Genomic DNA, 22,842 nt, shown 5'->3' with positions numbered 1-22,842 from the left:
GGCTATGTGGACAAGTCACGCCGCTGTTCACATGCGACGGACCGCTTAAGCGGCAGTGAGGAGTTCATGAAAGAATCAGCACATGCCTGAAACTGCCGCCACAGCTGATACCCGCACGCCCTCCGGACGCCTGGCCCTCGCCGCGTCACCGGACCAGATCGCCCTGGGTCCGCTGGACGGCCGTTACCAGTCCGCCGTTGCGCCCCTCGTTGACTACCTGTCCGAGGCAGCCCTGAACCGTGACCGCGTGGCCGTGGAAGTCGAGTGGCTCATCCACCTGACCAGCAACAATGTCCTTCCCGGCGCAGGCCGGCTCACCGCGGAACAGCAGGAAAAGCTCCGCGCGATCGTCACCGAATTCAACTCCGCCTCGGTGTCCGAGCTCGCCGAAATCGAAGCCGTTACCGTCCATGACGTGAAGGCTGTGGAGTACTACATCGGCCGCCGGCTGCCCGCCATCGGCATCGAGAACCTGACCGCCATGGTCCACTTCGGCTGCACGTCCGAGGACATCAACAACCTCTCCTACGCCCTGGGCGTCAAGGGTGCTGTGGAGGACGTGTGGCTGCCCGCCGCACGCGCCCTCGTTGCCCAGATCAGCAAGATGGCCGAGGACAACCGCGCAGTCCCCATGCTGTCCCGCACGCACGGCCAGCCGGCCACGCCCACCACCCTGGGCAAGGAACTGGCCGTCATCGCGCACCGCCTGACCCGCCAGCTGGACCGGATCGCGGGGACCGAATACCTGGGCAAAATCAACGGCGCCACCGGCACCTATGCAGCCCACGTGGCCTCTGTCCCCGGCGCTGACTGGCAGCAGGTGGCCAAGTCCTTCGTCGAGGGCCTGGGCCTGACCTGGAACCCGCTGACCACCCAGATCGAAAGCCACGACTGGCAGGCCGAGCTCTACGCCGACGTCGCGCGGTTCAACCGGATCCTGCACAACGTCTGCACGGACATGTGGAGCTACATCTCCATCGGCTACTTCGCCCAGGTCCCCGTGGCCGGCGCCACCGGATCCTCCACCATGCCGCACAAGGTCAACCCCATCCGGTTCGAGAACGCCGAAGCGAACCTGGAAATTTCCTCCGGCCTCCTGGACGTGCTGGGCTCCACGCTGGTGACCTCCCGCTGGCAGCGCGACCTCACCGACTCCTCCAGCCAGCGCAACATCGGTGTGGCGTTCGGCCACTCCCTCCTGGCGATCTCCAACGTGGCCAAGGGCCTTGACCGCCTCGATGTTGCCGAAGACGTGCTCGCCGGGGACCTGGACACCAACTGGGAAGTTCTGGGCGAGGCCATCCAGATGGTCATGCGTGCCGAAGCGATCGCCGGCGTCGAAGGCATGGAAAACCCGTACGAGCGCCTCAAGGATCTCACCCGCGGACAGCGTGTGGACGCCGCCCGGATGCAGGAATTTGTCCAGAGCCTGGGCCTCTCCCCCGACGCCGAGTCCCGGCTGCTCGCCCTCACGCCCGGCAAGTACACGGGCATCGCTGACCAGCTGGTGGACCACCTCAAGTAAGCACGCCCGCGGGCACAAGAAGTACGACGGCGGCGCCGGGTCCTTGGAGGGCCCGGCGCCTTTCGGTGGTTGAGCTTGCCGAAACCGGTTGCGGTGGGCGCGCCCGACGTCGGCCCGGCAGGCAGACGCCGGATCTCGCCGCCGGATGCGAAACTGGAGTCATGAAGCTGCTCCTCATCCGCCACGGACAGACCCCCGGCAACGTACTCGGCCAGCTGGACACCGCCCACCCGGGGCCGGGGCTGACCGAGCTGGGAGAACGCCAGGCCGAGGCCATGGCACGGTCCCTGGCCAACGAGCAGATAGGCGCAGTGTACGCATCAACACTTCTGCGGACCCAGATCACGGCCGCCCCGCTGTCCCGGCTCCACGGGCTTGAGCTTGAAGTCCTGGATGGGCTGCACGAGATCGAAGCCGGGGCGCTGGAGAAACTGACCGATCACGAGTCGCACATGCGCTACATGGGGACCGTGTTCGCATGGGCAGCCGGTGACCTGGAGCGCCGGATGCCGGCGGGCCCGGACGGCCACGAATTCTTTGAGCGGTTCGATACCGCGATCAACCGGATTGCCGAGCGCGCGGCCAGCAATGGTGGCTCCGCCGTCGCGGCCGTGGTGAGTCACGGCGCGGCCATCCGCACCTGGACCGGGCTCCGCGCCGCCGGCGCCGACCATGAGTTCGCGGCCCGCCACGTCCTGTCCAACACGGGCATCGTGGCCCTGGAAGGGGACCCCGGCGCCGGTTGGAAGCTGATCCACTGGGACGGGAGCCCGGTGGGCGGCCTCGCTCTCGCGGATCCGACCGCCGAGGACCCTACGGGCGGCGCCGCGTAGCCGCTGGGAAACACTGGACGCCATGTGGCGGGGCGTCCATGATGAAGTCAGGCATGAGGCTTCCCCAGGGGACCACGGCCAGTGGTGCCAGCCCTTGCCGTGGAGGCGCAGTGGAATGTCACGCGAAACCGCACCGGCTGCCCAGGGAGGGGCTGCCGGTCCGTTCGAGGCCAACGATTCCTTCTTCGCGGACTACTACGAGCACGTCGCGGCGGAGGACCTCCTGGACTACAGTCCGGAGACCCTGGGCCGGCGGGCTCGGTACCACGCGGAATTAGCGGGCATCCGCGCTCCCGGACAGTCCGTCGTCGGGGTCCTGAATGAAACCGATGCGAGCATCAAGATGGTGGTCGCCAATGACATGCCCCATCTGGTTCACTCGGTGACAGCCGAGCTGACCAGGGAGAGTCCGTCGATCCGGCTGCTGGTGCATCCCACGTTCCGGGTGTGGCGGGACCCTGAAACGCATGCGTTGCTGGACGTCGCGCCTGGGCCATCGCGGGCCGGACTGACAGCGGCGAACGCCGGCCACGCGGAAATCCCGGACGTCCGCCCGGACGAGTTGGACGGCATCCAGGACGGGACCACAGAGACTTGGGTGGCCGTGGAAATCGGCAGGCTGCCTGGGGACTCGGGCGCCGAGGAAGTCATCGCGAACCTCCACGGGGTGCTGGCCGATGTTCAGGCAGTCGCCGAAGACCTCCCAACCATCCATGCCCAGGTGACAGCCGCCGTCGGCTCCGTTGACGGATTCCCCAGCGCCACGGTCCCGGCCCCGGATCAGCTCCGGGAACTGCTGCTCTGGCTGGACAACGGCAACTTCGTGTTCCTCGGGTACAGCGAATATGAGCGCACGACGGCGGGCGGCCGGGATGCCCTGCGCGTGCGGGCGGGCGCGGGGCTGGGGCTGCTCCGGGAGGACCGTCCGGAAGGCGGGACTGGTCCCGCCTCCGGCGCACCTCACACAGAGGAGTCCGGGGAGGCAAGCCCCCACAGCCCGCGGGCACTCACGCTCGCCACCTCGGATCTGCGTTCCTCGGTCCCCCGGCCCGCCTACCTGGACGAGATCCGTCTTCGGATCTTCGACGATGGCGGAGCCGCGGCCGGAGAGCGGCGCTTTGTGGGCCTGCTCGCCCCGGGCGCCACAGGCCAGTCCGTACGCCGCATTCCGGTGGTCCGGGACAAGGTCCTGGCCGTGCAGGAACACCTTGGTTTCAAGACTGCCTCGCACCAGGGCAAGGAACTGCTGGCGGTGCTGGAGTCGTTTCCACTCGACGAGCTGTTCCATATGGAACAGCACGATCTGGCCCAGCTGGCCACGGAGATCCTGCGCCTGCAGCAGCGCCGCCAAACGCGGCTTTTCCTGCGGCCGGACAGCATCGGCCGCTTCATGTCCGCCCTGGTTTTCCTTCCCCGGCGCCGCTACAACACGGCGGTCCGGCTCAGGATCGAGCAGGAACTCAGGCACGCCTTCAAATCCCCGTCCATCGAGTTCGAGGTCCGGCTGGGCGACTCCCCCATGGCCCGGGTGTTCTTCCGGATCCTGCTGGGCCCCGGGACGCCAGCGCCCGACGTCGACCCCCTGGAGCTGGAGCGGCGTGTAGTGGCGGCAAGCCGCTCGTGGACGGAGGGCCTGGACGAGTCCCTCCGTGACCAATTCACCGCAGAGGAGGCGGCGCGGCTCTCGACACTGTGGCAAGGCTCGTTTCCGCCCGGCTACCGTGCGGACCACGACGCCGAGGACGCGGTCCGCGACATCGCCGCCTTCGAGGAATTCGACCTTGACGGGACGGGCGGGCGCTGGACGACCCTCTGTTGGCTGTCTATGTCCGGCCGGAAGCCACGCGGCCGCCGGCAGAGGACGCGCGGATGCGCCTCTACCTCAGCGCCCAGGACCTCTTCCTCTACGACCTCGGGCTGAAGTACCCGCCCGGCATCGATCCCCTGGAAACCAGCATGCTGCTGGCGGATTCGTTCTGCGCGGCCATGCGAGGAGACATCGAGTCGGACGGCTTCGACGCCCTGGTGATCAGGGAGGGGGTCAGCTGGCGCCAGGCCGTGGTCCTCCGCAGCTACGCCAAATACCTGCAGCAGCTGGGCACCCTGAATTCCTATGGCTTCATGGCGGACACCCTGCTGTCCAACACCCGGGCCACGCACGCACTGCTCGCGCTGTTCCACGCCAAATTCGTTCCCGGCATTGACTGGACCCGGCGCCTCCGCGAAACGGCCGCCGCCAGGAAGGAACTGATGGCCGCGATCGAGGAAATCCCCAGCCTCGACGCCGACCGGCTGCTCCGCACGTTCATGAACCTGATCGAGGCCACACTCAGAACCAACTACTTCCTGGACCGGCCCCATGTGAGCTTCAAGCTCAGCCCGGGCGCCATCCCCAACGCACCGTTTCCGAGGCCCAAGTTCGAGATCTGGGTGTACTCGCCGCGCGTGGAAGGGGTTCACCTGCGGTTCGGCATGCTGGCCCGCGGGGGCCTGCGCTGGTCGAACCGCAGCGAAGTCCTGGGGCTGGTCAAGGCCCAGAACGTCAAGAACTCGGTCATTGTGCCCACCGGGGCCAAGGGCGGCTTCTACGCCAAACGGCTTCCGGATCCTGCGATGGACCGGGCCGCATGGATGGCCGAGGGGCAGGAGAGCTACCGGATCTTCATCAGGGGAATGCTCGATCTCACGGACAACCTGCTTGGTTCCGGAAACGGCGGCTCGGTGGTAGCCCCCAAGAATGTGGTCCGGCACGACGGCGACGATTACTACCTGGTGGTGGCCGCAGACAAGGGGACGGCTGCTTTTTCGGACACCGCCAACGAGGTGGCCCACGCGTACGGCTTCTGGCTCGACGACGTCTTCGCCTCCGGCGGGTCCGTAGGCTACGACCACAAGGAAATGGGCATCACGGCCCGCGGCGTGTGGGCGTCGGTGAAGCAGCACTTCAGCGAGCTGGGCCTGGACACGCAGCAGGAGAATTTCACGGTCGCGGGCATTGGCGACATGAGCGGCGACGTCTTCGGCTACGGGATGCTGCTCTCCCGCCATATCGTGCTAGTGGCGGCCTTCGACCACCGGCACATCTTCCTGGACCCAAACCCCGATCCGGACACCTCCTATGCAGAACGCCGGCGACTTTTCGGGCTGCCTCGGTCCTCCTGGGCCGACTATGACGCCCGGGCCATCAGCGCGGGCGGCGGCGTCTACGCCCGGTCCGCAAAGACCGTCCTAATCAGCGATCCGGTCCGGATCGCGCTGGGCCTCGAAAGTGGCCGGAGCAGCATGGCGCCGCAGGAACTCCTCCAGGCCATCCTTCGCGCCCCGGTGGATCTGATGTACAACGGCGGCATCGGCACGTACATCAAGGCCTCCAGCGAAACCCAGGCCGAGGCGGGAGACAAGGCCAACGACGCCATCCGCATCAATGGACACGAACTGCGGGCCCGGGTCATCGCCGAAGGCGGAACCCTTGGCGTCACCCAGCGGGGCCGGATCGAAGCCGCGCTGCACGGAATCCTCCTGAACACCGACGCGATCGACAACTCGGCCGGCGTCGACTGTTCCGACCACGAGGTCAACATCAAGATCTTCGTCGATGCGATGATCGCGGCAGGACTGATGCGGCGGGAGGAGCGGACCGGGTTCCTGCATTCGCTCACCGATGAGGTGGCCAGGCTCGTCCTGAAGGACAACACCGAGCAAAACGCGCTCCTCGTGGCCGAGCGGCAGCTCGTGCTGAACTGGAGCCCCGGGTTCGAGCGGACCATGGACTGGCTGGAAACCACGGCCGACCTGGACCGGAACCTTGAAGGGTTGCCGAGCACGGCGGCCCTGCATGCCCGCCTGGAGCACGGGGAAGGACTGACCTCCCCCGAACTGTCCGTGCTGGCCGCCTACGCCAAGATCGAACTGGCCCGGGAACTGAATGCCAGCGACCTCGCCGACGACCCCTGGTTCCACCAGGCCCTGCGCAGCTATTTCCCCCGCCAGATCGTGGAACGCTTCGGCGCCGAACTGGACAGGCATCCGCTGCGCCGTGAGATCGTGGGAACCGTCATGGCCAACGACATCGTCAATATCGGCGGAATTACTTTCGCGTTCCGCGCCATCGAGGAAACCACGGCCAGCGCCGCCGCCGTTGCCAGGGCCTTCGTGGTCCTGCGGGAGGCTTACGATCTGGATTCGATAGTCGCGGCCCTGGCCGCACTCCCCCCGGAATTCCCCAGCAAGGAAAGCGGCGGGGTGGCCCTGCACATGCGCAGGCTTTTGGACCGCGCCACCCGCTGGTATGTGACCCATGACCACAGGGACCAGCCGATCTCCGAAGCCCTGGCCCGGATCAAGCCGACGCTCGACATCCTGCGAACCAAGACCTCGCACTACTTGCGCGGGGCCGATCTTGACCTTATGGAGGACCGCCTGGCGCACTGGGACAGCGTCGGTCTGCCCGCCGAGCTCGGCAAGCGGGCGTCTGATTTGCTGGAAAGCTTCGGTCTCCTGGACATCTCGCTCATCTCGGAACAAGTCCGGGAGCCCGTCACCGCGATCATCGACGTCCACTACGCAATCTTCGAGCGCATTGGCGTGGTCAGGTTGTTGCTTCGCATAACGGACCTCCCCAGGGCGAACCGCTGGGAAGCCCTTGCCCGGGCGGCGCTGCGCGACGATGCCTATTCGGCCGCCGCCGACATGACCACGTCCGTCATGAAGTCCACTCCGCCACAAGCTCCAGGAGTCGATGCCATGGAACGGATCGTGGCCTGGGAGCGCGGGTACCAGGAGCAGCTGGCCCGGATCAAGGACACGTTTGCTGAAGTGACCAAACCAGGGGACGTGGACATCGCCTCGATCTCCGTCGCCCTGAAGCTGCTGCGAACCCTGGTCCGCCGGTAGCCCGTGTTCTCCGGACGCTTACGCCAAGGAAACACCACGGTAACCGCGGCTTCGTAGGCTTGTTGTGCATAACCCCTCCGGCGAAAGAGGCTCGCGATGCAGACCAACCCACGGCTCAACATCAGGCAGGTCACCTGGGCCAACCCTGTGGGTGCCGATCTGCGCAGGGCCCAGCAGGCGGAACTGGACGCCCGCTTCGGTACCCCTGACCACGAACCGGGGACCCCGCCGTCGGGCGCTGACTGTGCCGTGTTCCTGGTGGCGTACGACAAAGGCTCGGGACAGCCCGTGGGCTGCGGCGGACTCAGGCTGCTGGACAGCGCCACGGCCGAAATCAAGCGGCTCTACGTGCTTCCCTATACGCGCGGCTCTGGCGTGGCCAGCTCCATCCTGGCTGCCCTCGAAGCGGAGGCGCACAAGCAGGGCATCACGCGCATCAAGGCCGAAGCAGGCTCAGCGCAGCCGGACGGCCGGAACTTCTACGAGAACTCCGGCTTCGATTCCGTCCCCAACTTTGGCGCTTACGTGGGCGTGGAGCACTCGTACTGCTACGCCAAGTCGATTGACTCGCACAGCGCCGCCCACACCGCCATGGCCTGAGCCAAATCCGGGCGGCGGTCCGTTACACAACAACTGCCAGCACGTAACCTGCGCCGCGGCACGCTAACCTCGCCATATGGAATCCACTGACATCACCTTCCGCACCCGCAAATGGATCCGGCCGGAGGACCTGAACGCCAACGGAACCCTCTTCGGCGGAAGCCTGCTGAAATGGATCGATGAGGAAGCCGCGATCTACGCCATCCTCCAGCTTGGCAACGGCCGTGCGGTCACGAAGTACATCTCGGAGATCAACTTCGTGAGCTCCGCGGTGCAGGGAGACCTGGTGGAAATGGGCCTGACGGCGACGCGCTTCGGACGGACGTCATTGACTATGCGCGCCGAAGTCCGCAACATGATCACGCGCCAAAGCATCCTCACCATCGAAGAGATCGTCTTTGTGAACCTCAGCCCGGCCGGCAAGCCCGAGCCTCACGGCTACACCGAAATCACCTATGAGCGGGACCGGATTCCCACGCATCACCTGACGGAAACCCTCATTCAGGACTGACGACGGCGGGACGGGCCCCGCGCGGGCGGGGCGGGGCGGGTGAGACCCGAGCGGGCGTGCCGGCAGCCGGGATGCCGGCCGTTTGCGATGGATCCCTGGGACGTACGGCATAGGATCGATAGCCGGACCCATTGAAAGGACCCTCTTGGCCAAGCTCTACTTCCGCTACGGCGCCATGAACTCAGGAAAGTCCACCGGGCTCCTGCAGGCCGCTTTCAACTACGAAGAGCGGGGCCAGCGTGTCCTTCTCGCCAAGCCCGACGTGGACACCAAAGGCGATACCGACATTGTGTCCCGGCTGGGCATGACCCGGTCCGTGGACTTCCTGATCTCCGCCACCACGCCCGTCCGTGAGCTCTTCGCCGCCCATGCGGCCGGCGACGACCCCGATGCCCTGCTGGAGCACGTGGATCAGAAGCCGGTGGCCTGCCTGCTGGTGGACGAGGCCCAGTTCCTCACCCCGGACCAGGTGGATGACCTGTTCCGCATCGCCGTCCTGGACAACGTGCCGGTGCTGGCCTACGGCATCAGGACTGACTTCCTGACCCGCGCCTTCCCGGGATCGCGCCGGCTTATGGAGGTCGCCCACACGCTGGAAGAGCTCAAGACCATTTGCCGGTGTGGGCGCAAGGCCATCTTCAACACCCGGCGCGTCGGCAACGAAGTGGTGTTCGACGGCGACCAGGTGGCCATCGACGGCCAGGACGTCTGGTACGAGTCCCTCTGCGGCTCCTGCTATCTCGAGGAGTCCGGCGGCCGCTTGGGCTCGTGAGTTTGCCCCCGCAGCCTGTTCCCACAATCGGAACGGCGGGGCAACGCCGCCGAAACACCCCGCTGTGATCCTTGAGGCATGAAGCCCACTGCAAGGAACCCTGCCGCGGCTGATTTGAGCTGTGAAGTCTGCGGCCTGATGCCGGAACCCACCAAGACCCGCCTGACCTTGGCCAACGTGGCCGTTATGCTCCCGATCGAACTGCTGGTCCACGCCCTCGTGGTGGGAACGCACCTGCCGTATCTTGCCAAGGTGCTGGTCCTCACGCTCACGGCCACCGTGCTGGTGATCTGGGTGGCGGAGCCCTCCGCCGCCCGGATGCTCCGCGGCTGGCTGCACGCGCCGGCGCTCCGGCACCACAGGAAGCTGGGCAGCGCACCGGCGCTGTGGCGGGCACGCACGGTGCTCCAGGACCACCCGGGTTCGCTGCAGAAAATCACCCGGGCGCTGGCCCGCCTGGACACCAACATCCTCAGCATCCACGTCCACCCCGTTGCAGGCGGTGTGCTGGACGAGTTTGTGCTCTCGGCGCCGGGGAACCTCAGTGAACGGCACCTGCTGGAGGCACTGCACGACGGCGGCGGCTCAAGTTCGCGGGTCTGGCCCACCACCGCGCTGGCCATGGCGGACGGCCAGACGAAGGCGCTGAGCCTGGCGGCACGAATCGCCGACGCCCCGGACGAGCTTCCGCTGGCAGTCGCCGAGCTGCTTCGTGCCCGCATCCTCACCCCCGCAGAGGCCACCCTGGAAGCGGACGCCGACGGCACCCGCCTGAAGATCCCCACCGCCTGGCACGGCCCCATCACCTTCGCCCGTCCCGGGGAACCCTTCACACCCGCCGAGTCAGCCCGCGCGCACCGGCTCGCCGAGCTCGCCGAAATCCTGGCCCACCGTCCGGCGCCCTCACCCTGCATGTAGGTTCCCCGCCAATGTAGGTAGCGCTATCTGTCGTTATGGGGCCTCAAAACGACAGTTAGCGCTACCTAGTTGGGCCGGTTACATCCGGATGGTGAGCGCGCCGGGCTCAATGGTCATCAGGACGTGCTTGCCGTCGCCTTCGTGGTCGCCGTCGAGCTGATAGTCATCGTTGTGCTCGAGGGTGACCTCTACGGATTTACCCTGGTAGTACTCCACGGACGTGTCCTTGCCGCGGCCCTTGCCGATCATGCCGGCCACCACGGAGAACCACCCGAATTTCCCCCTCGGTGCCAGCACGGCCACGTCCAGCAGGCCGTCATCCATCTTGGCATCCGGGAAGATCTCCAGTCCGCCCTGGACCTTGCCGCAGTTGCCCACCATCACGCTGCGGACCCCGCGGTGCACCACCGTCTTGCCGTCGAGGACGATGGTGGCCTTCACTGGTTTGCCCGGGAGGTTCCGGATCCCGGCGTCCACGTAGGCCAGCCAGCCCACCTTGTCCTTGAGGTCCTCGTTGGTGTCGGCCATGATGGTGGCGTCGTAGCCCACTCCGGCCATGACCAGGAAGACCTGCTCCTTGTCCGGATCATTGCGGGCGGCCCGGACCACGTCGATCTTCCGCTCCGTGCCCGCCAGGGCCCCGGCCATGGCGCCGTCAAAGTCGGTGACGTCCATGCCCAGGTTCCGGGCCAGGAGGTTTCCGGTGCCGAACGGAAGCAACCCCATGGGCACGTCCCCGCCGGAAAGGACCTCGGCCACACACCGCACGGTGCCGTCGCCGCCGGCGGCAATAACGACGTCGGCCCCTTGCTTGAGTGCCTCCTTCGCCTGGCCGACGCCGGGGTCCTCCTTGGTGGTCTCCAGCCAGATGGGATCTCCCCAGCCGTTCTTCGAGCAATGCTTGGCTGCCAGGGCACGGACGTCGATGTCCACCGGCTTGGCAGGATTGATGATGATGGCCGGGCGCTTGAGGGAAGTGGAGCTGTTGGCTGTCATGGTGTCCTTCGCTGACATGGGAATTGGGCCTTGCGGACAAGCGTACTTCGCTACAGCGCCTTCACCGCGCCCAGCACCTTGGCCAGGGAATCCTTGGCGTCGCCGAAGAGCAGCGAGGTCTGCGGTTCGTACAGGAGCTCGTTCTCAATTCCCGCGAATCCGGGCCGCATGGAGCGTTTCAGGAAGATCACCTGCCGGGCGTCGGCCACTTCCAGGATGGGCATACCGTAGATCGGCGAGCCGGAGGACGTCTTTGCCGCCGGGTTCACGACGTCGTTGGCGCCCACGACCAAAGCGACGTCGGCCATGCGGAACTCGGAGTTGATTTCGCCCATCTCTTTGAGCGATTCGTACGGCACGTTCGCCTCAGCCAGGAGCACGTTCATGTGCCCGGGCATGCGGCCGGCCACGGGATGGATGGCGAAGTCCACCTCGATGCCGCGGGCTTCGAGGGCCAGGGCCAGCTCGGCCGCGGTGTGCTGGCCCTGCGCCACCGCCAGGCCGTAGCCGGGGACAATGATCACCCGCTGCGCGTAGCCCAGGAGCACGGCGACGTCCTCCGCGCTGGAGGACCTGACTGGACGTTCGCTCACGGCGGTGGATCCCGCCGTCGAACCTCCCTTGAAGGCGCCGAACAGGATGCCAGCCACGCTGCGGCCCATCGCGGCCGCCATGGCCCGGGTGAGGATGGTACCGGAGGCGCCCACCAGGGTGCCGGCCACCACCAGCAGCACGTTGCCCAACACCACGCCGGACGCGGCGACGGCCAGTCCGGTGAACGCGTTCAGGAGCGAGATGACGATGGGCACGTCCGCGCCGCCCACCGGCAGCACCAGCAGCGCACCGGCGGCCAGGCCCAGCACCATCAGCAGCACCGCGAGCGCCAGGGAACCGGTCAGGACGACGGCGACGGCGGTGCCCACCGCGGCGAGCAGCACCGCTGCCATAACCACGGGGAGTCCCGGGAAAACGATGGGCCGGGTGGTCATGAGCTCCTGGAGTTTGGCGAAGGTGACCCCGGATCCGGCGAAGGACACGGTCCCCACCAGGAGGGTGAACACGATGGCGAGGCGGACCCAGGGGTCGGCGGTGTGGCTGAGTTCCAGCAGCGCCACCAGGGCTGCGGCGCCGCCGCCCACGCCGTTGAAGAGGGCCACGAGCTGCGGCATCTGAGTCATCTGCACCCGCCGGGCCACCGGCGCTGCCACCGCGGTCCCCACCGCGATGGCACCGATGATCCAGGGGATGTTGTCCAGCCTGGCGGAAACGAAGACCGTGACGACGGCGAGCAGCGCACCGAAGGCACCGATCAGGTTGCCGCGGCGGGCAGTCCGGGGCGAGCTGAGGCCGCGAAGGGCAAGAATGAAGAACACCGCGGCGGCGAGGTAGAGGAGGGAGGTCCAGACAGGATCGAGGAGGGTCACTTTGCGTCCTGCCTGCCGGTGGCTTCCTTAGCCGGGGCTCCCTGGCGGGCGACGTCCTTGCGGGCACGGAACATGTGCAGCATCCGGTCCGTCACCACAAAGCCGCCCACCAGGTTGGCGGTGGCCAGCACCACGGCGAGCAGCGCCACGGCCAGGATCCACGGGTCCGCCGCCTGGCCGGCCACGATAATGGCGCCCACCAGGATGATGCCGTGGATGGCGTTGGCGCCGGACATCAGCGGCGTGTGCAGGGTGCTGGAGACCTTGGAAACCACTTCGAAGCCGACAAACACCGCCAGCACGGTGACCGTCAGCAGACTCATGCCGTCCATCAGATTCCCCCCTCGTTCTGGACCCTGTCGATCTGGAGCCCCTCGATCCGGATCCCGTCGTTCCGGACCCGATCGTCCTGGACCCGGGGCGCATGGTCGGGCAGGGCGGGGACAAGAGCCGCCAGTGCCTCTGCCGTGGGCAGGTGCCGCACCGCGCCGTCGTGCGTGAGGCACGCGCCGGCGATCACGTCGTCCTCGAAATCGGGGGCAACGGTGCCGTCCCGGACCATCAGGGCGAGCAGGTTGGCCACGTTCTTGGCATACAGGCGGGACGCGTCCTGCGCCATCGCGGACGGTGCGTCCTTCAGCCCCACCAGCGTGACGTGGCCCTGCCCGTCGGCGGTCGGAACCAGGATGTCCTCGCCGGGAACAGCGCCCTCGACGTTACCGCCGGACTCCGCAGCGAGGTCGACGACGACGGAGCCGGGGCGCATGCCCTGCACCATTTGGCGGCTCACGAGGAGCGGTGCGCGCCTGCCCGGGACGGCCGCCGTCGTAATCAGGACATCCGCCACGGCGACGTGCGGGGCGAGGAGTTTTCGCTGGAGGGCGCCGCGGTCGGCACTGAGTTCGCGGGCGTAGCCACCCGATGCCTCCGCCGTTTCCAGGTCCAGCTTGATGAACGTGCCGCCCATCGACGCAACCTCGTCAGCGGAGGCGGGCCGGATGTCGTTGGCGGAGACCCGGGCCCCCAGCCGTTTCGCGGTGCCGATGGCCTGCAGCCCGGCAACCCCGGCTCCGAGCACCAGCACGCGGGCCGGCGGGACGGTGCCGGCGGCGGTCATGTACAGCGGAAAGAAGCGCGGGAGCCGGATCGCGGCTTCGAGCACGCAGCGGTAGCCAGCCACCAGGGCCTGGGAGCTGAGTGCGTCCATGGACTGGGCGCGCGAGATGCGGGGCACCAGTTCCAGGGCGAAGGCGGTGACGCCGGCCTCCACGAGCGCCTGCACGGTGGCGAGTTCGGACGACGGCGAGGCCAGGCCAACGGTGACGGCGCCCCTCTTCAGGGCTGCCGCCGTCGGGGGTTCCAGCGGGCGGACGTGGACCAGGACGTTCAGTTCGCCGGGATCCAGGTCCTGGACGATGCGGGCGCCGGCGTCGGCGTAATCGTGGTCTGAGTAGCCGGCGGCGGCCCCTGCTCCTGCCTCGATCAGGACGTCCAGGCCAAGTCCCGCCAGCTGCTTGACCGTTTCCGGCGTGGCGGCCACACGCCGCTCACCCTCATGACGTTCCCGCGGTATGCCCAGTTTCAAACCGCCAACTCCCTTACGGACGAGTGCGGCAGTACCTCTGGCGTTGGCTCCCAGCCGTGGTCCGGCTGTTTCAGGGCGGGGCTTCGAGTAGCGGCACTGCTGCACGTGGTTGGCTAGAGTCTATGGCGCTTTGATGGGATGCGGTGGCTATGTTGCTGCGGGTCAACCGGTTGGCTGTCTTTTGGGGCGTGTCTGCGGCTGCCCCGGGCATCGGTCCGAAGCTTGAAACGCCAGCGAGTGTTTGAATATCCACACATCCGACGATGTTGGTATATTCAAACAATGCGCAATGTTGTAATATTCATACACTTGACAGTGTTGCCATAATCAATCATGAGGAGTGGCATGCCCGCCTTCGAAGCCCGCAGCCCCAAGGAATTCGGCGCCGCAGTAAAGCACGTGCGCACTGGACGCGGATTGACGCAGGAACAGCTGGCGGAGGAACTCGGTATCCCCCGCCTGTATCTTGCGAGCCTTGAGTCCGGTACCCCGACCCTATGGGCCACACGCATGTTCCGGACTCTTCGTCGCCTTGGAATCAGGGTGACCATCAGCTACGACGTTCCCGCAGGATCCACTGGTGCCTGACCACTTGGACGTCTATCTCTACGATGATCACATTGGCACGGTAACGCCCACGCGGCGGGACCGGCGGCAGGTGACATTCACGGTGAACCCTTCATTCGCCGGGGCGCCGGGGCTTCTCAGCGAGGGTTTCTCACTCGTCCCGGGGACAACTGTCGACACCCGGCAGGTCTCCAATTTTCTCGGCGGTTACGCCCCCGAAGGAAACCACCGCATCCAGCTTGCACGTAAAGCCCGCATTGATGAGAGTGACCTGTTCGCATTCCTCAAGAAATACGGGCTAACCATGGCCGGGGCCCTCTCCTTCCGAACCGATTCGCCCGGCGACCATGCCCCCGGCGCTTACCGGCCTCTCAACACGCGAGAAGTGATCCGTAAGCTCGAAACAGCCCAGCGGGACTTTGACCTGGGAAATGAGCCAGACAGCGGCCGCTCGATGCTCCCGGGGTTCCAACCAAAAGTTCTCCTGGCGAAATTCGCTGATGAGTGGGCCTACCCGGAGAATCGGGCGCATTCGACTCACATTCTTAAGCCGCCGCCACCACACCGCCCTGCAACAATCTTCGATGAGTACTACTCCCACGAACTGTCACGACACATGGGTCTGACCAGCTTCCAGAGTGAGCTGGTCACCTACAACCGAGTCACGTTCCTTGCCATCCAGCGATACGACCGCATCGTGGAGGGAGAAGCCGTCCGTCCCATCCATCAGGAGGACGCTGCACAGGCTCTCGGCCTCGACTGGACTGACTCCGCCGTCAAGTTTCAGAATCCCGAGCAGCCCACCTCGCCGCTAAGGCCCTCGTCCCGGAAGATCGCGGAACTCTTTGGATCCTTCGGCGACGGGACAGATCTGGAGATTTGGTTGCAACACCTGGTCTACAACGTGATCATCGGCAATCATGACGCGCACGCGAAAAACGCCTCCATAGTTCATGATCCGAAGGGGGATTCACGGATCGCCGACCTCTACGACGCCGTCCCCATTCTGCACATTAACGACGATCCGTCGCGGATCGGTTCACGGAAGATTGGCGACGAGCTGTCGTTGGCGATCGGCGATGAGTTCAACCACCACCGGATCACCCTTGATCATTTCTACGCCGAAGCCGCCAGCTGGGGTGGAATAGGAAAACGACGCACCGAGTCGGTCATTCGCGACACGCTTGCCCGCCTGGCTGTTGCCCTGAACGAAACGCCGGTCATTTCCGGCGGCAGCCCCGCTCTCCGGGACAGGATCGGCTATAACCTCGACCGGATTGAATCCGGAAAGTCGATCGGAAAGCCAAAAAGGCCGATCGCCGCCTGGTCGAAACGCGCCTGACCTTACGGAGGCTACCGCCGGGCGGTCAGGTCCGCCGAGACGAGCTTCGCGGTAGCCACGATTCCCCGGGTCACTGCGGCCAGATACGCTTCCGGGTCCGGCTGGGCTGCTACCGACTGGGCCTGGAGGGACACGTTAACCGCGGCCACCACTTTGGTTGGCCCGTCGTACACGGGAGCGGCAACGGACATCAGCCCGATTTCAAGCTCCTGGTCCAGCAGGCACCAGCCCTGGGCGCGGACGGTTTCCAGCACCACCAGCAGCTCGGGGACAGTGCCCAGCCCGCGCGGCGTCAGCGGTTTAATCTCCGCCGCTTCCAGGTAGTCCTTCAGTCCGGCGGGCGGCAGGGCCGCGAGCAGCACCCTGCCCATGGACGTGGCATAGGCCGGGAACCGCGTGCCGACGGTGATGCCCACGTTCATGATGCGGCGTGTGGTCACCCGGGCGACGTAGGCGATGTCCGTGCCGTCCAGCACCGCCGCAGATGTGGATTCGCCCAGCTTGAGGGACAGTTCCTCCAAGTGGGGCTGGGCCAGCTGCGGCAGGGACAGCCCGCTGAGGTAGGCGTAGCCGAGCTGCAGCACCTTGGCCGTGAGCGCAAACGTTTTGCCGTCGGTCCGTACGTAGTCCAGCTCAACGAGGGTGTGCAGGAAGCGCCGGGCCGTGGCTCTGGTCAGGTCCGTCCGGGCAGCCACCTCGGTGAGGGTCATGACCGGGTGGTCGGTATCAAAGGCGCGGATCACGGCCAGCCCGCGCGCCAGCGACTGCACGTACTGGTCACTCGCCTGCGGGGCGGCCCGTGAGTCTGCGGGTGCATTGGTCATGGTTACCAATCCTATTCGGCGCTTGAGTGCCAGTTCGCGCCCCGTGGGTTAGAGCGCGACGGCGGCGGCTGACTTGAGCGGCACGGGCACCAGTTCCTGGAGTTCCTCGAAGGTGCAGCCGAACGTCTCGCGGACTGTGACGCCGTCGGGCCCGGTGAGGAAGACGGCCTTGTCCGTGTACACGCGGGTCACGCAGCCCACGCCGGTGAGCGGGTACGTGCACGCGTCCACGATCTTCGAAGCGCCGTCGCGGGTCAGGAGCGTCATCATCACAAAGACGTCCTTGGCACCCGTGGCGAGGTCCATCGCGCCGCCCACAGCCGGGATGGCGTCCGGGGCGCCGGTGTGCCAGTTGGCGAGGTCGCCCGTGGCCGAGACCTGGAATGCGCCAAGCACGCAGATATCCAGGTGGCCGCCGCGCATGATCGCGAATGAATCCGCGTGGTGGAAGTAGGATGCCCCGGGCAGCTCGGTGACAGGGATCTTGCCGGCGTTGATGAGGTCGCCGTCGATGTCGTCACCCACGGCTTCCGGGCCCATGCCCAGCATGCCGTTCTCCGTGTGGAGCGTGATGTTCTGCTCCGGCTTGAGGTAGTTGGAGACCAGGGTGGGCTGGCCGATGCCCAGGTTCACGAAGGAACCCGGCGCGATGTCGCGGGCCACCAGTTCCGCGAGCTGATCGCGGCCAAGCGGCTTGTCGGACGTCTGAATGCTGGCCTGGCTGTTGGTCTGTGCGCTCATGTTCAGGCCACCTTCACGATGCTGTTGACGTAGATTCCGGGGGTCACAACGTTTTCGGGATCGAGCCCCCCGGTGGGGACGATCTCGGACACCTGGACCACCGTGTGCTTCGCGGCGGCGGCCATGATGGGACCGAAGTTCCGCGCGGTCTTGCGGTACACGAGGTTCCCCACGCCGTCGGCCTTCAGTGCCTTGATCAGCGCGACGTCGGCGAGGATGGGCGTTTCGAAAACCTGGCCGCGGCCGTCAATAATGCGGGTTTCCTTGCCCTCGGCCAGCATGGTGCCGTAGCCGGTGGGCGTGAAGAACCCGCCGATACCGGCACCGGCGGCGCGGATCCGCTCGGCCAGATTGCCTTGCGGCACCAGTTCCAGCTCGATCTCGCCAGCGTGGAACTTGGCGTCGAAGTGCCACGAATCGGACTGCCGCGGGAAGGAGCAGATCATCTTCTTCACCCTGCCTTCCTTGATCAGCAGTGCGAGGCCCTGATCGCCCTGGCCGGCGTTGTTGTTCACCACGGTCAGGTCCTTGGCGCCGCAGTCCATCAGCGCGTCGATCAGTTCGAACGGCTGGCCGGCGTTGCCGAACCCGCCGATCATCACAGTGGAGCCGTCCTTGATGCCGGCAACGGCGTCGGCCACGGTATCTACAAAAGTCAGCATCTCTTAGCCCTTCACTGGTTTTGCCGGCGGGGCGGCAGTGACGTTTTCGAGGACGACGGCGAGGCCCTGGCCCACGCCGATGCAGATCGCGGCGACGCCCCAGCGCTCACCGGAGGCCTGCAGGGACCGGGCGAGGGTGCCCAGGATCCGGGTGCCGGACGCGCCAAGGGGGTGGCCCATGGCGAGTGCGCCGCCGTGCCGGTTCACGATTCCCGGGTCGATGCCCCAGGCGTTGATGCAGGCCAGGGACTGCGCGGCGAATGCTTCGTTAAGTTCGACGGCGCCTACCTGGTCCCAGCCGATGCCCGCCTTCGCGAGGGCCTTGTTCGCGGCCTCCACCGGGGCGTAACCGAAGAACTGGGGGTCGTTGCCGTGCGCGCCGCGGCCGGCGATGCGGGCCAGCGGTTCGAGCCCGAGCAGCCCGGCGGCGTTCTCGGAGCCGATCCAGGCCGCGGAGGCGCCGTCGGACAGCGGGGAAGCGTTCCCGGCGGTGACGGTGCCGTTCTCGGTGCGGAACACGGTCTTCAGCCCGGCCAGCTTCTCTGCCGAGGACCCGGCGCGGATGCCCTCGTCCCGGACCAGGTCGGTGCCGGGGACCGGTGCGACGAGGTTGTCGTAGAAGCCCTCGTCCCAGGCGGCGGCGGAGAGGTTGTGCGAGTTCGCCGCGAACTCGTCCTGGGCCTCGCGGGTGACGCCGTATTTCTCGCGGAGCCGCTCGGTGGCCTCGCCGAGGGAGATGGTCCACTCCTTGGGCATGGCCTTGTTCACCAGCCGCCAGCCCAGCGTGGTGGACGCCAGGGTCATGTCCCCGGCCGGGTAGGGCTTCTCCGTCTTAGGCAGGACCCAGGGGGCGCGGGACATCGACTCGGCGCCGCCCACGAGCATCAACTCGGCGTCGCCGGCGTTGATCTGGCGCGAGGCGATGATCGCCGCGTCCAGGGAGGAACCGCAGAGCCGGTTCACGGACGTGCCCGGGATCGAGACCGGCAAGCCGGCCAGCAGCGTGCCCATCCGGGCGATATTCCGGTTCTCCTCGCCCGCGCCGTTGGCGTTGCCAAACACGACCTCGTCAATCCGCTCGGGATCCAGCCCGGGGGCCCGCTTCACGGATTCGGTGATGACGTGGGCGGCAAGGTCATCCGGGCGGACGGCGGCAAGGCCGGAGCCGAACTTGCCGAACGGGGTGCGCACGGCGTCGTACACAAAAGCCTGATTCATAACTGGTCCTCAAAATTCTGTGGTGTTCCCAACTAGGTAGCACTAACTGTCGTTTTGAGGGCTCATAACGACAGTTAGTGCTACCTAGTTGGGTGGGTGGGTGGGCTAGTGGGGTGGGGTGGGCGCGTTATCCGGGGTGGTGGGTGGGGTGGCGGCGTCCAGTTCTTGGAATACCTGCTGGGCGGTCTTGAAGGCTGTGTTGGCGGAGGGAACTCCGCAGTAGATGGCGGTCTGCAGCAGGATTTCCTTGATCTCGTCCCGGCTCAGGCCGTTGGTGATGGCCGCGCGGATGTGCATGGCCAGCTCTTCCCAGTGCCCGTGCGCCACCATCGCGGTGATGGTCACGGCCGAGCGCATCTGCCGCGAGATGCCCGGCCGGGTCCAGATGCCACCCCACGCGATCCGCGTGATCATGTCCTGGAAGTCGTCGGTGAATTCGTCCTTGTTGGCGTTGGCCCGGTCCACGTGCGCGGCGCCCAACACTTCGCGGCGGACCACCATGCCGCCGTCGTAAATCTGCTGGCTGGTGGCGTCCGGCTGGACGACGCCGTGCCGTTCATCGCCCGGAAGTTCCGCGCCGCTCATTTGGCTGCTCCACGGGATTCGCTCCAGGTGATGAGGCTCCGCAGCAGGTCAGCAACGTGGGCGGGCGCCTCGGCCGGGGCCAGGTGGGCCACTCCCCCGAGCGTCACGGCGTTGGCAGTGCCGCCCCCGGCGGTAATGCCGGCAACAATTTCTTCCGCGAACGACGGCGGCACAACAGTGTCTGCCGCACCCGCCACTGCCTGGGTGGGGACGGTGATGCTGCCGAGTTCGGCACGGACGTCAAAGCCGGCAAGGGCTTCGCAGCAGAAAGCGTAGCTGAAGCGGTCGGTGTCGCGGAGGGCATGCAGGAGCCGGCTGCTCCGCTCGGGCTCACGGTCCATAAAGCCCGGCGCGAACCAGCGCTGCGCGGAGCCCTGGATCATCACGGGAGTGCCCTGGCTGCGCACGGTTTCGGCACGTTCCAGCCACGCCTCGGGGGTGCCGATCTTGGCCCCGGCGCACTGGATGGACAGGCTCTTGAGGCGTTCGCCGTGCTTGATGCCCAGCTGCAGGCCGGTGGCACCGCCGAGCGAAACCCCGGCGTAGTGGAAGACTTCGCCCGGGGCGATCGAGTCCACCAGGTCCACCACTGAATCCGCCAGGCCCGCGACGTCGAAGGTCTCGGTTGCGGCGGGTGAGACGCCGTGCCCGGGCAGGTCCCAGGCCACCACGTCGTAGTCGTTGCTGAGCAGGGTGGCCGCGTCGGACCACAGGACGGAGGACGTACCCAGTGATGGTCCAACCACCAGCAGGGGACGATCGCCAAAAGCCCGTTCGGGCGACAGCAGAACTGCCTTCAGGGTCGGTTTAGCCACGGTTGGCTCCGTTCTGGGTAGGTTTGGAAAAGTCGGGGTACGCGGCCAGGATGCGGCGCGATATTTCGGCTGCCTGGCCCAGGTAGCTGGCCGGGTCCAGGAGTTCGTCGAGCCGCAGATCGGTGAGCACGCCCGCCGGGATAGCCTCGCGGAGCAGCCGGCGGTAGGTGGCGCCCTGCTCGGCGGCGGGCGCCTGGAGCGCCCGGTCCACCACGGCCTGCAGCTGCTCCTTCCCGCTGCGGCCATCCTGTTCGGCCAGCAGCGGGGCAACTGCGGCGCCCACGCCTTCGGCCAGCAGCAACGGGCCGGCGAGCTCGAGGTTGCGGCGCATGGCGTCGGGGAAAACCTGCAGGCCCTCGGCAAGTTCCCGCAGGTGCCCGGCCGCGCCAAGTGCCAGGCGGAGAAGCTGGCGCAGGGCCGGCCATTCCGTATGCCAGGCGGCGTCGGGGCGTTCGTCGTTGAAGTTGGCGGCGGCCAGGTGCAGCTGGGCCACCAGCTGCGGCGCCTGGAGTGCGGCGCTGCGGATGAAAACCGACAACACGGGGTTCTGCTTCTGCGGCATGGCCGAGGAGACGCCGCGTCCGGCGGCGCGCGGTTCGCCGAGCTCGGCCACCTCGGGCCGGCTCAGAAACAGAACGTCGGTGGCGATCTTGCCGGCGGCATCCAGCGCCGAGGCCAGGGCATGTCCGAGGGACGTGACGGCCAGACGGTTGGTGTGCCAGGGCGCGGGCGCCGCGGCCAGGCCCAGTTGCCGGGCCAGTGAGTCGGCCAGATCAAAGGGGCTGGTGGCCGAGTCGGAAGTGAGCACGGTTCCGGCGGCCAATGTTCCGGCCGCCCCGCCGAACTGCACCGGGAACTGCACGGTGCCCAGCTGCCGGCCCGCGGCGGCCAGCCCATGGAACCACTGCGCCGCCCGCAGCCCGAACGTATACGGAAGCGAGTGCTGGGTCAGGCTCCTGCCCACGCCCAGCGTGTCCGCATGCTGTTCCGCCAAGGAGGCGAGCGCCGCCGTCGTGCATTTCAGGTCCGCAAGCACCGCCTCAACGGTGTTGCGCGCGAGCAGCATCAGAGCCGTGTCCAGGACGTCCTGGCTGGTCAGCGACGCGTGGACCGCCTTTACTGCGCCGATGCGGGCACCGTCCAACGCCGAGACATGCGTCCGCAGATCTGCCAGCAGCGGGATGACGGGGTTGCCGCCGCCCTGGGCCCGGAGCGCGATGTCTGCTGCGTCGTACCGCCCCGCCTCGGCGGCGGAGGCCACGACGGCGGCGGAACCGGCAGGTGCCAGGCCCGCCTTCTCCAGCACGGCGGCCCAGCCGGACTCGACGGCGAGGATCGCCGCCAGCACCGCGCGGTCACCGGTCAGCGCCGTCACCAGGGGCGACGCCGAGACAGGACTGAGCAGGCCGACGTCGCCGTCCGCAGCGGTTCCGAAGTGGCCGGTACCTTCCATGCCGGCGGCGTCCGTCACTGGAAGTCCAGGAAGACTGTTTCGCCCTCGCCCTGCAGGCGGATGTCCCAGGTGAGTCCGCCGTCGGGATCGCGGCGGGCCATGAGGGTCTTGCGGCGGTCCGGGTCCAGGGAGCTGAGCAGCGGGTCCTTGGCGAGGGCTTCCTCGTTTTCCGGCAGGTACATGCGGGTGAAAAGCCGGTTCATCAGGCCGCGGGCAAATACGGCCACGGAGATGAAGGGTGCGGCACCGGGTCCGGTGGGGCCGGGGTTCACGGTGGTGAAGGTGTACACGCCGGAGTGGCCCACGGACGCGCGGCCCCAGCCGGTGAAGGTGTAGCCGTCGCGGACCAGGGAGCCGGTCTGCTGCACGATCCTGCCGTCGGCGTCGGGCTGCCAGATCTCCAGGATGGCGTCCGGGATGGTCTCCCCGGCGCCGTCGTAAACGGTGCCCTGGAGGCGGAGGGAACCGGGCGAGCCGGGAGCCAGGAGTTCGTTGTCCTTCTCGAACGGCAGGGCGTAACCGTAGAACGGGCCGACGGTCTGGCCGGGGGTGGGAACAAGATTGGTGGTTGTGCTCAT

At 67.0% G+C, this 22,842-nt stretch carries 22 protein-coding genes; 10 read left to right on the top strand and 12 right to left on the bottom strand.

Annotation, left to right across the window (positions count from 1 at the left end; translation table 11 throughout):
- Window positions 1-82 precede the first annotated feature (82 nt).
- The 8 genes from purB (at window position 83) to NG697_RS14215 (ending at window position 10,052) form a co-directional block, all read left to right on the top strand.
- Entirely contained in the window at window positions 83-1,525 is a 1,443-nt protein-coding gene (purB, locus tag NG697_RS14250; RefSeq protein ID WP_058930721.1) for an adenylosuccinate lyase, read from the top strand.
- Between the two features lie 161 nt (window positions 1,526-1,686).
- A complete protein-coding gene (locus tag NG697_RS14245) occupies window positions 1,687-2,358 on the top strand; it encodes a histidine phosphatase family protein (protein ID WP_252611509.1) in 672 nt (223 codons plus the stop codon).
- 115 nt (window positions 2,359-2,473) lie between these two features.
- The gene (locus NG697_RS14240; RefSeq protein WP_374209931.1) at window positions 2,474-4,279 is read left to right on the top strand and encodes a hypothetical protein; all 1,806 of its coding nucleotides are present in this window, start codon (window positions 2,474-2,476) and stop codon (window positions 4,277-4,279) included.
- On the top strand, window positions 4,228-7,251 hold the full coding sequence (locus NG697_RS14235; RefSeq protein WP_374209930.1) for an NAD-glutamate dehydrogenase domain-containing protein: 3,024 nt from the start codon (window positions 4,228-4,230) through the stop codon (window positions 7,249-7,251). The genes NG697_RS14240 and NG697_RS14235 overlap by 52 nt, the downstream gene beginning before the upstream one ends.
- A gap of 96 nt (window positions 7,252-7,347) precedes the next feature.
- Window positions 7,348-7,851, top strand: a complete 504-nt coding sequence (locus NG697_RS14230; protein ID WP_056341852.1) for a GNAT family N-acetyltransferase — start codon at window positions 7,348-7,350, stop codon at window positions 7,849-7,851.
- 76 nt (window positions 7,852-7,927) lie between these two features.
- Window positions 7,928-8,362 carry an acyl-CoA thioesterase gene (locus NG697_RS14225; RefSeq protein ID WP_082575848.1) on the top strand — a complete coding sequence of 145 codons (435 nt, stop codon included), beginning with the start codon at window positions 7,928-7,930 and terminating at the stop codon, window positions 8,360-8,362.
- A gap of 145 nt (window positions 8,363-8,507) precedes the next feature.
- Window positions 8,508-9,134 carry a thymidine kinase gene (locus NG697_RS14220; RefSeq protein ID WP_141138805.1) on the top strand — a complete coding sequence of 209 codons (627 nt, stop codon included), beginning with the start codon at window positions 8,508-8,510 and terminating at the stop codon, window positions 9,132-9,134.
- Between the two features lie 78 nt (window positions 9,135-9,212).
- Window positions 9,213-10,052 (top strand): ACT domain-containing protein, encoded by an 840-nt coding sequence (locus NG697_RS14215; RefSeq protein WP_252599650.1) that lies wholly within the window; start codon window positions 9,213-9,215, stop codon window positions 10,050-10,052.
- Between the two features lie 78 nt (window positions 10,053-10,130).
- Here the strand turns inward: NG697_RS14215 and NG697_RS14210 are convergent, their stop codons facing one another.
- The 4 genes from NG697_RS14210 to NG697_RS14195 are packed head-to-tail and all read right to left on the bottom strand — an operon-like array spanning window position 10,131 to window position 14,057.
- The gene (locus tag NG697_RS14210) at window positions 10,131-11,048 is read right to left on the bottom strand and encodes a diacylglycerol/lipid kinase family protein (protein ID WP_252599651.1); all 918 of its coding nucleotides are present in this window, start codon (window positions 11,046-11,048) and stop codon (window positions 10,131-10,133) included.
- Between the two features lie 50 nt (window positions 11,049-11,098).
- A complete protein-coding gene (locus NG697_RS14205; protein WP_252611505.1) occupies window positions 11,099-12,472 on the bottom strand; it encodes an NAD(P)(+) transhydrogenase (Re/Si-specific) subunit beta in 1,374 nt (457 codons plus the stop codon).
- The gene (locus NG697_RS14200) at window positions 12,469-12,804 is read right to left on the bottom strand and encodes an NAD(P) transhydrogenase subunit alpha part 2 (RefSeq protein WP_252611503.1); all 336 of its coding nucleotides are present in this window, start codon (window positions 12,802-12,804) and stop codon (window positions 12,469-12,471) included. The genes NG697_RS14205 and NG697_RS14200 overlap by 4 nt, the downstream gene beginning before the upstream one ends.
- On the bottom strand, window positions 12,804-14,057 hold the full coding sequence (locus tag NG697_RS14195) for a Re/Si-specific NAD(P)(+) transhydrogenase subunit alpha (RefSeq protein WP_252611501.1): 1,254 nt from the start codon (window positions 14,055-14,057) through the stop codon (window positions 12,804-12,806). Before NG697_RS14195 ends, NG697_RS14200 begins: the two co-directional genes overlap by 1 nt.
- Window positions 14,058-14,402: 345 nt before the next feature.
- Here NG697_RS14195 and NG697_RS14190 point away from each other — a divergent pair, with 345 nt between their 5' ends.
- Entirely contained in the window at window positions 14,403-14,645 is a 243-nt protein-coding gene (locus tag NG697_RS14190) for a helix-turn-helix transcriptional regulator (protein ID WP_252614520.1), read from the top strand.
- 4 nt (window positions 14,646-14,649) lie between these two features.
- On the top strand, window positions 14,650-15,966 hold the full coding sequence (locus tag NG697_RS14185; RefSeq protein WP_252614519.1) for a type II toxin-antitoxin system HipA family toxin: 1,317 nt from the start codon (window positions 14,650-14,652) through the stop codon (window positions 15,964-15,966).
- An 11-nt stretch (window positions 15,967-15,977) separates the two neighbouring features.
- Here the strand turns inward: NG697_RS14185 and NG697_RS14180 are convergent, their stop codons facing one another.
- The 8 genes from NG697_RS14180 to pcaG all read right to left on the bottom strand — a co-directional run bounded on the left by NG697_RS14180 (window position 15,978) and on the right by pcaG (window position 22,842).
- Window positions 15,978-16,790 (bottom strand): IclR family transcriptional regulator domain-containing protein, encoded by an 813-nt coding sequence (locus NG697_RS14180; protein ID WP_252611496.1) that lies wholly within the window; start codon window positions 16,788-16,790, stop codon window positions 15,978-15,980.
- Between the two features lie 48 nt (window positions 16,791-16,838).
- Complete coding sequence (locus NG697_RS14175) at window positions 16,839-17,531, bottom strand: 3-oxoacid CoA-transferase subunit B (RefSeq protein WP_252599658.1); 693 nt, start codon at window positions 17,529-17,531, stop codon at window positions 16,839-16,841.
- 2 nt (window positions 17,532-17,533) lie between these two features.
- A complete protein-coding gene (locus NG697_RS14170; protein WP_252611494.1) occupies window positions 17,534-18,193 on the bottom strand; it encodes a 3-oxoacid CoA-transferase subunit A in 660 nt (219 codons plus the stop codon).
- 3 nt (window positions 18,194-18,196) lie between these two features.
- Window positions 18,197-19,411 (bottom strand): thiolase family protein, encoded by a 1,215-nt coding sequence (locus NG697_RS14165; protein WP_252614518.1) that lies wholly within the window; start codon window positions 19,409-19,411, stop codon window positions 18,197-18,199.
- A gap of 105 nt (window positions 19,412-19,516) precedes the next feature.
- Complete coding sequence (gene pcaC, locus NG697_RS14160) at window positions 19,517-19,996, bottom strand: 4-carboxymuconolactone decarboxylase (RefSeq protein ID WP_252599661.1); 480 nt, start codon at window positions 19,994-19,996, stop codon at window positions 19,517-19,519.
- The gene (locus tag NG697_RS14155; RefSeq protein ID WP_252614517.1) at window positions 19,993-20,811 is read right to left on the bottom strand and encodes an alpha/beta fold hydrolase; all 819 of its coding nucleotides are present in this window, start codon (window positions 20,809-20,811) and stop codon (window positions 19,993-19,995) included. Before NG697_RS14155 ends, pcaC begins: the two co-directional genes overlap by 4 nt.
- The gene (locus NG697_RS14150) at window positions 20,804-22,264 is read right to left on the bottom strand and encodes a lyase family protein (protein WP_252614541.1); all 1,461 of its coding nucleotides are present in this window, start codon (window positions 22,262-22,264) and stop codon (window positions 20,804-20,806) included. The genes NG697_RS14155 and NG697_RS14150 overlap by 8 nt, the downstream gene beginning before the upstream one ends.
- 14 nt (window positions 22,265-22,278) lie before the next feature.
- Window positions 22,279-22,842 carry a protocatechuate 3,4-dioxygenase subunit alpha gene (gene pcaG, locus NG697_RS14145; protein WP_252599663.1) on the bottom strand — a complete coding sequence of 188 codons (564 nt, stop codon included), beginning with the start codon at window positions 22,840-22,842 and terminating at the stop codon, window positions 22,279-22,281.

The sequence above is a fragment of the Pseudarthrobacter raffinosi genome, from assembly GCF_023913835.1.
Lineage (GTDB): Bacteria > Actinomycetota > Actinomycetes > Actinomycetales > Micrococcaceae > Arthrobacter > Arthrobacter raffinosi.
This window is presented reverse-complemented; position numbering and strand designations above follow the sequence as displayed.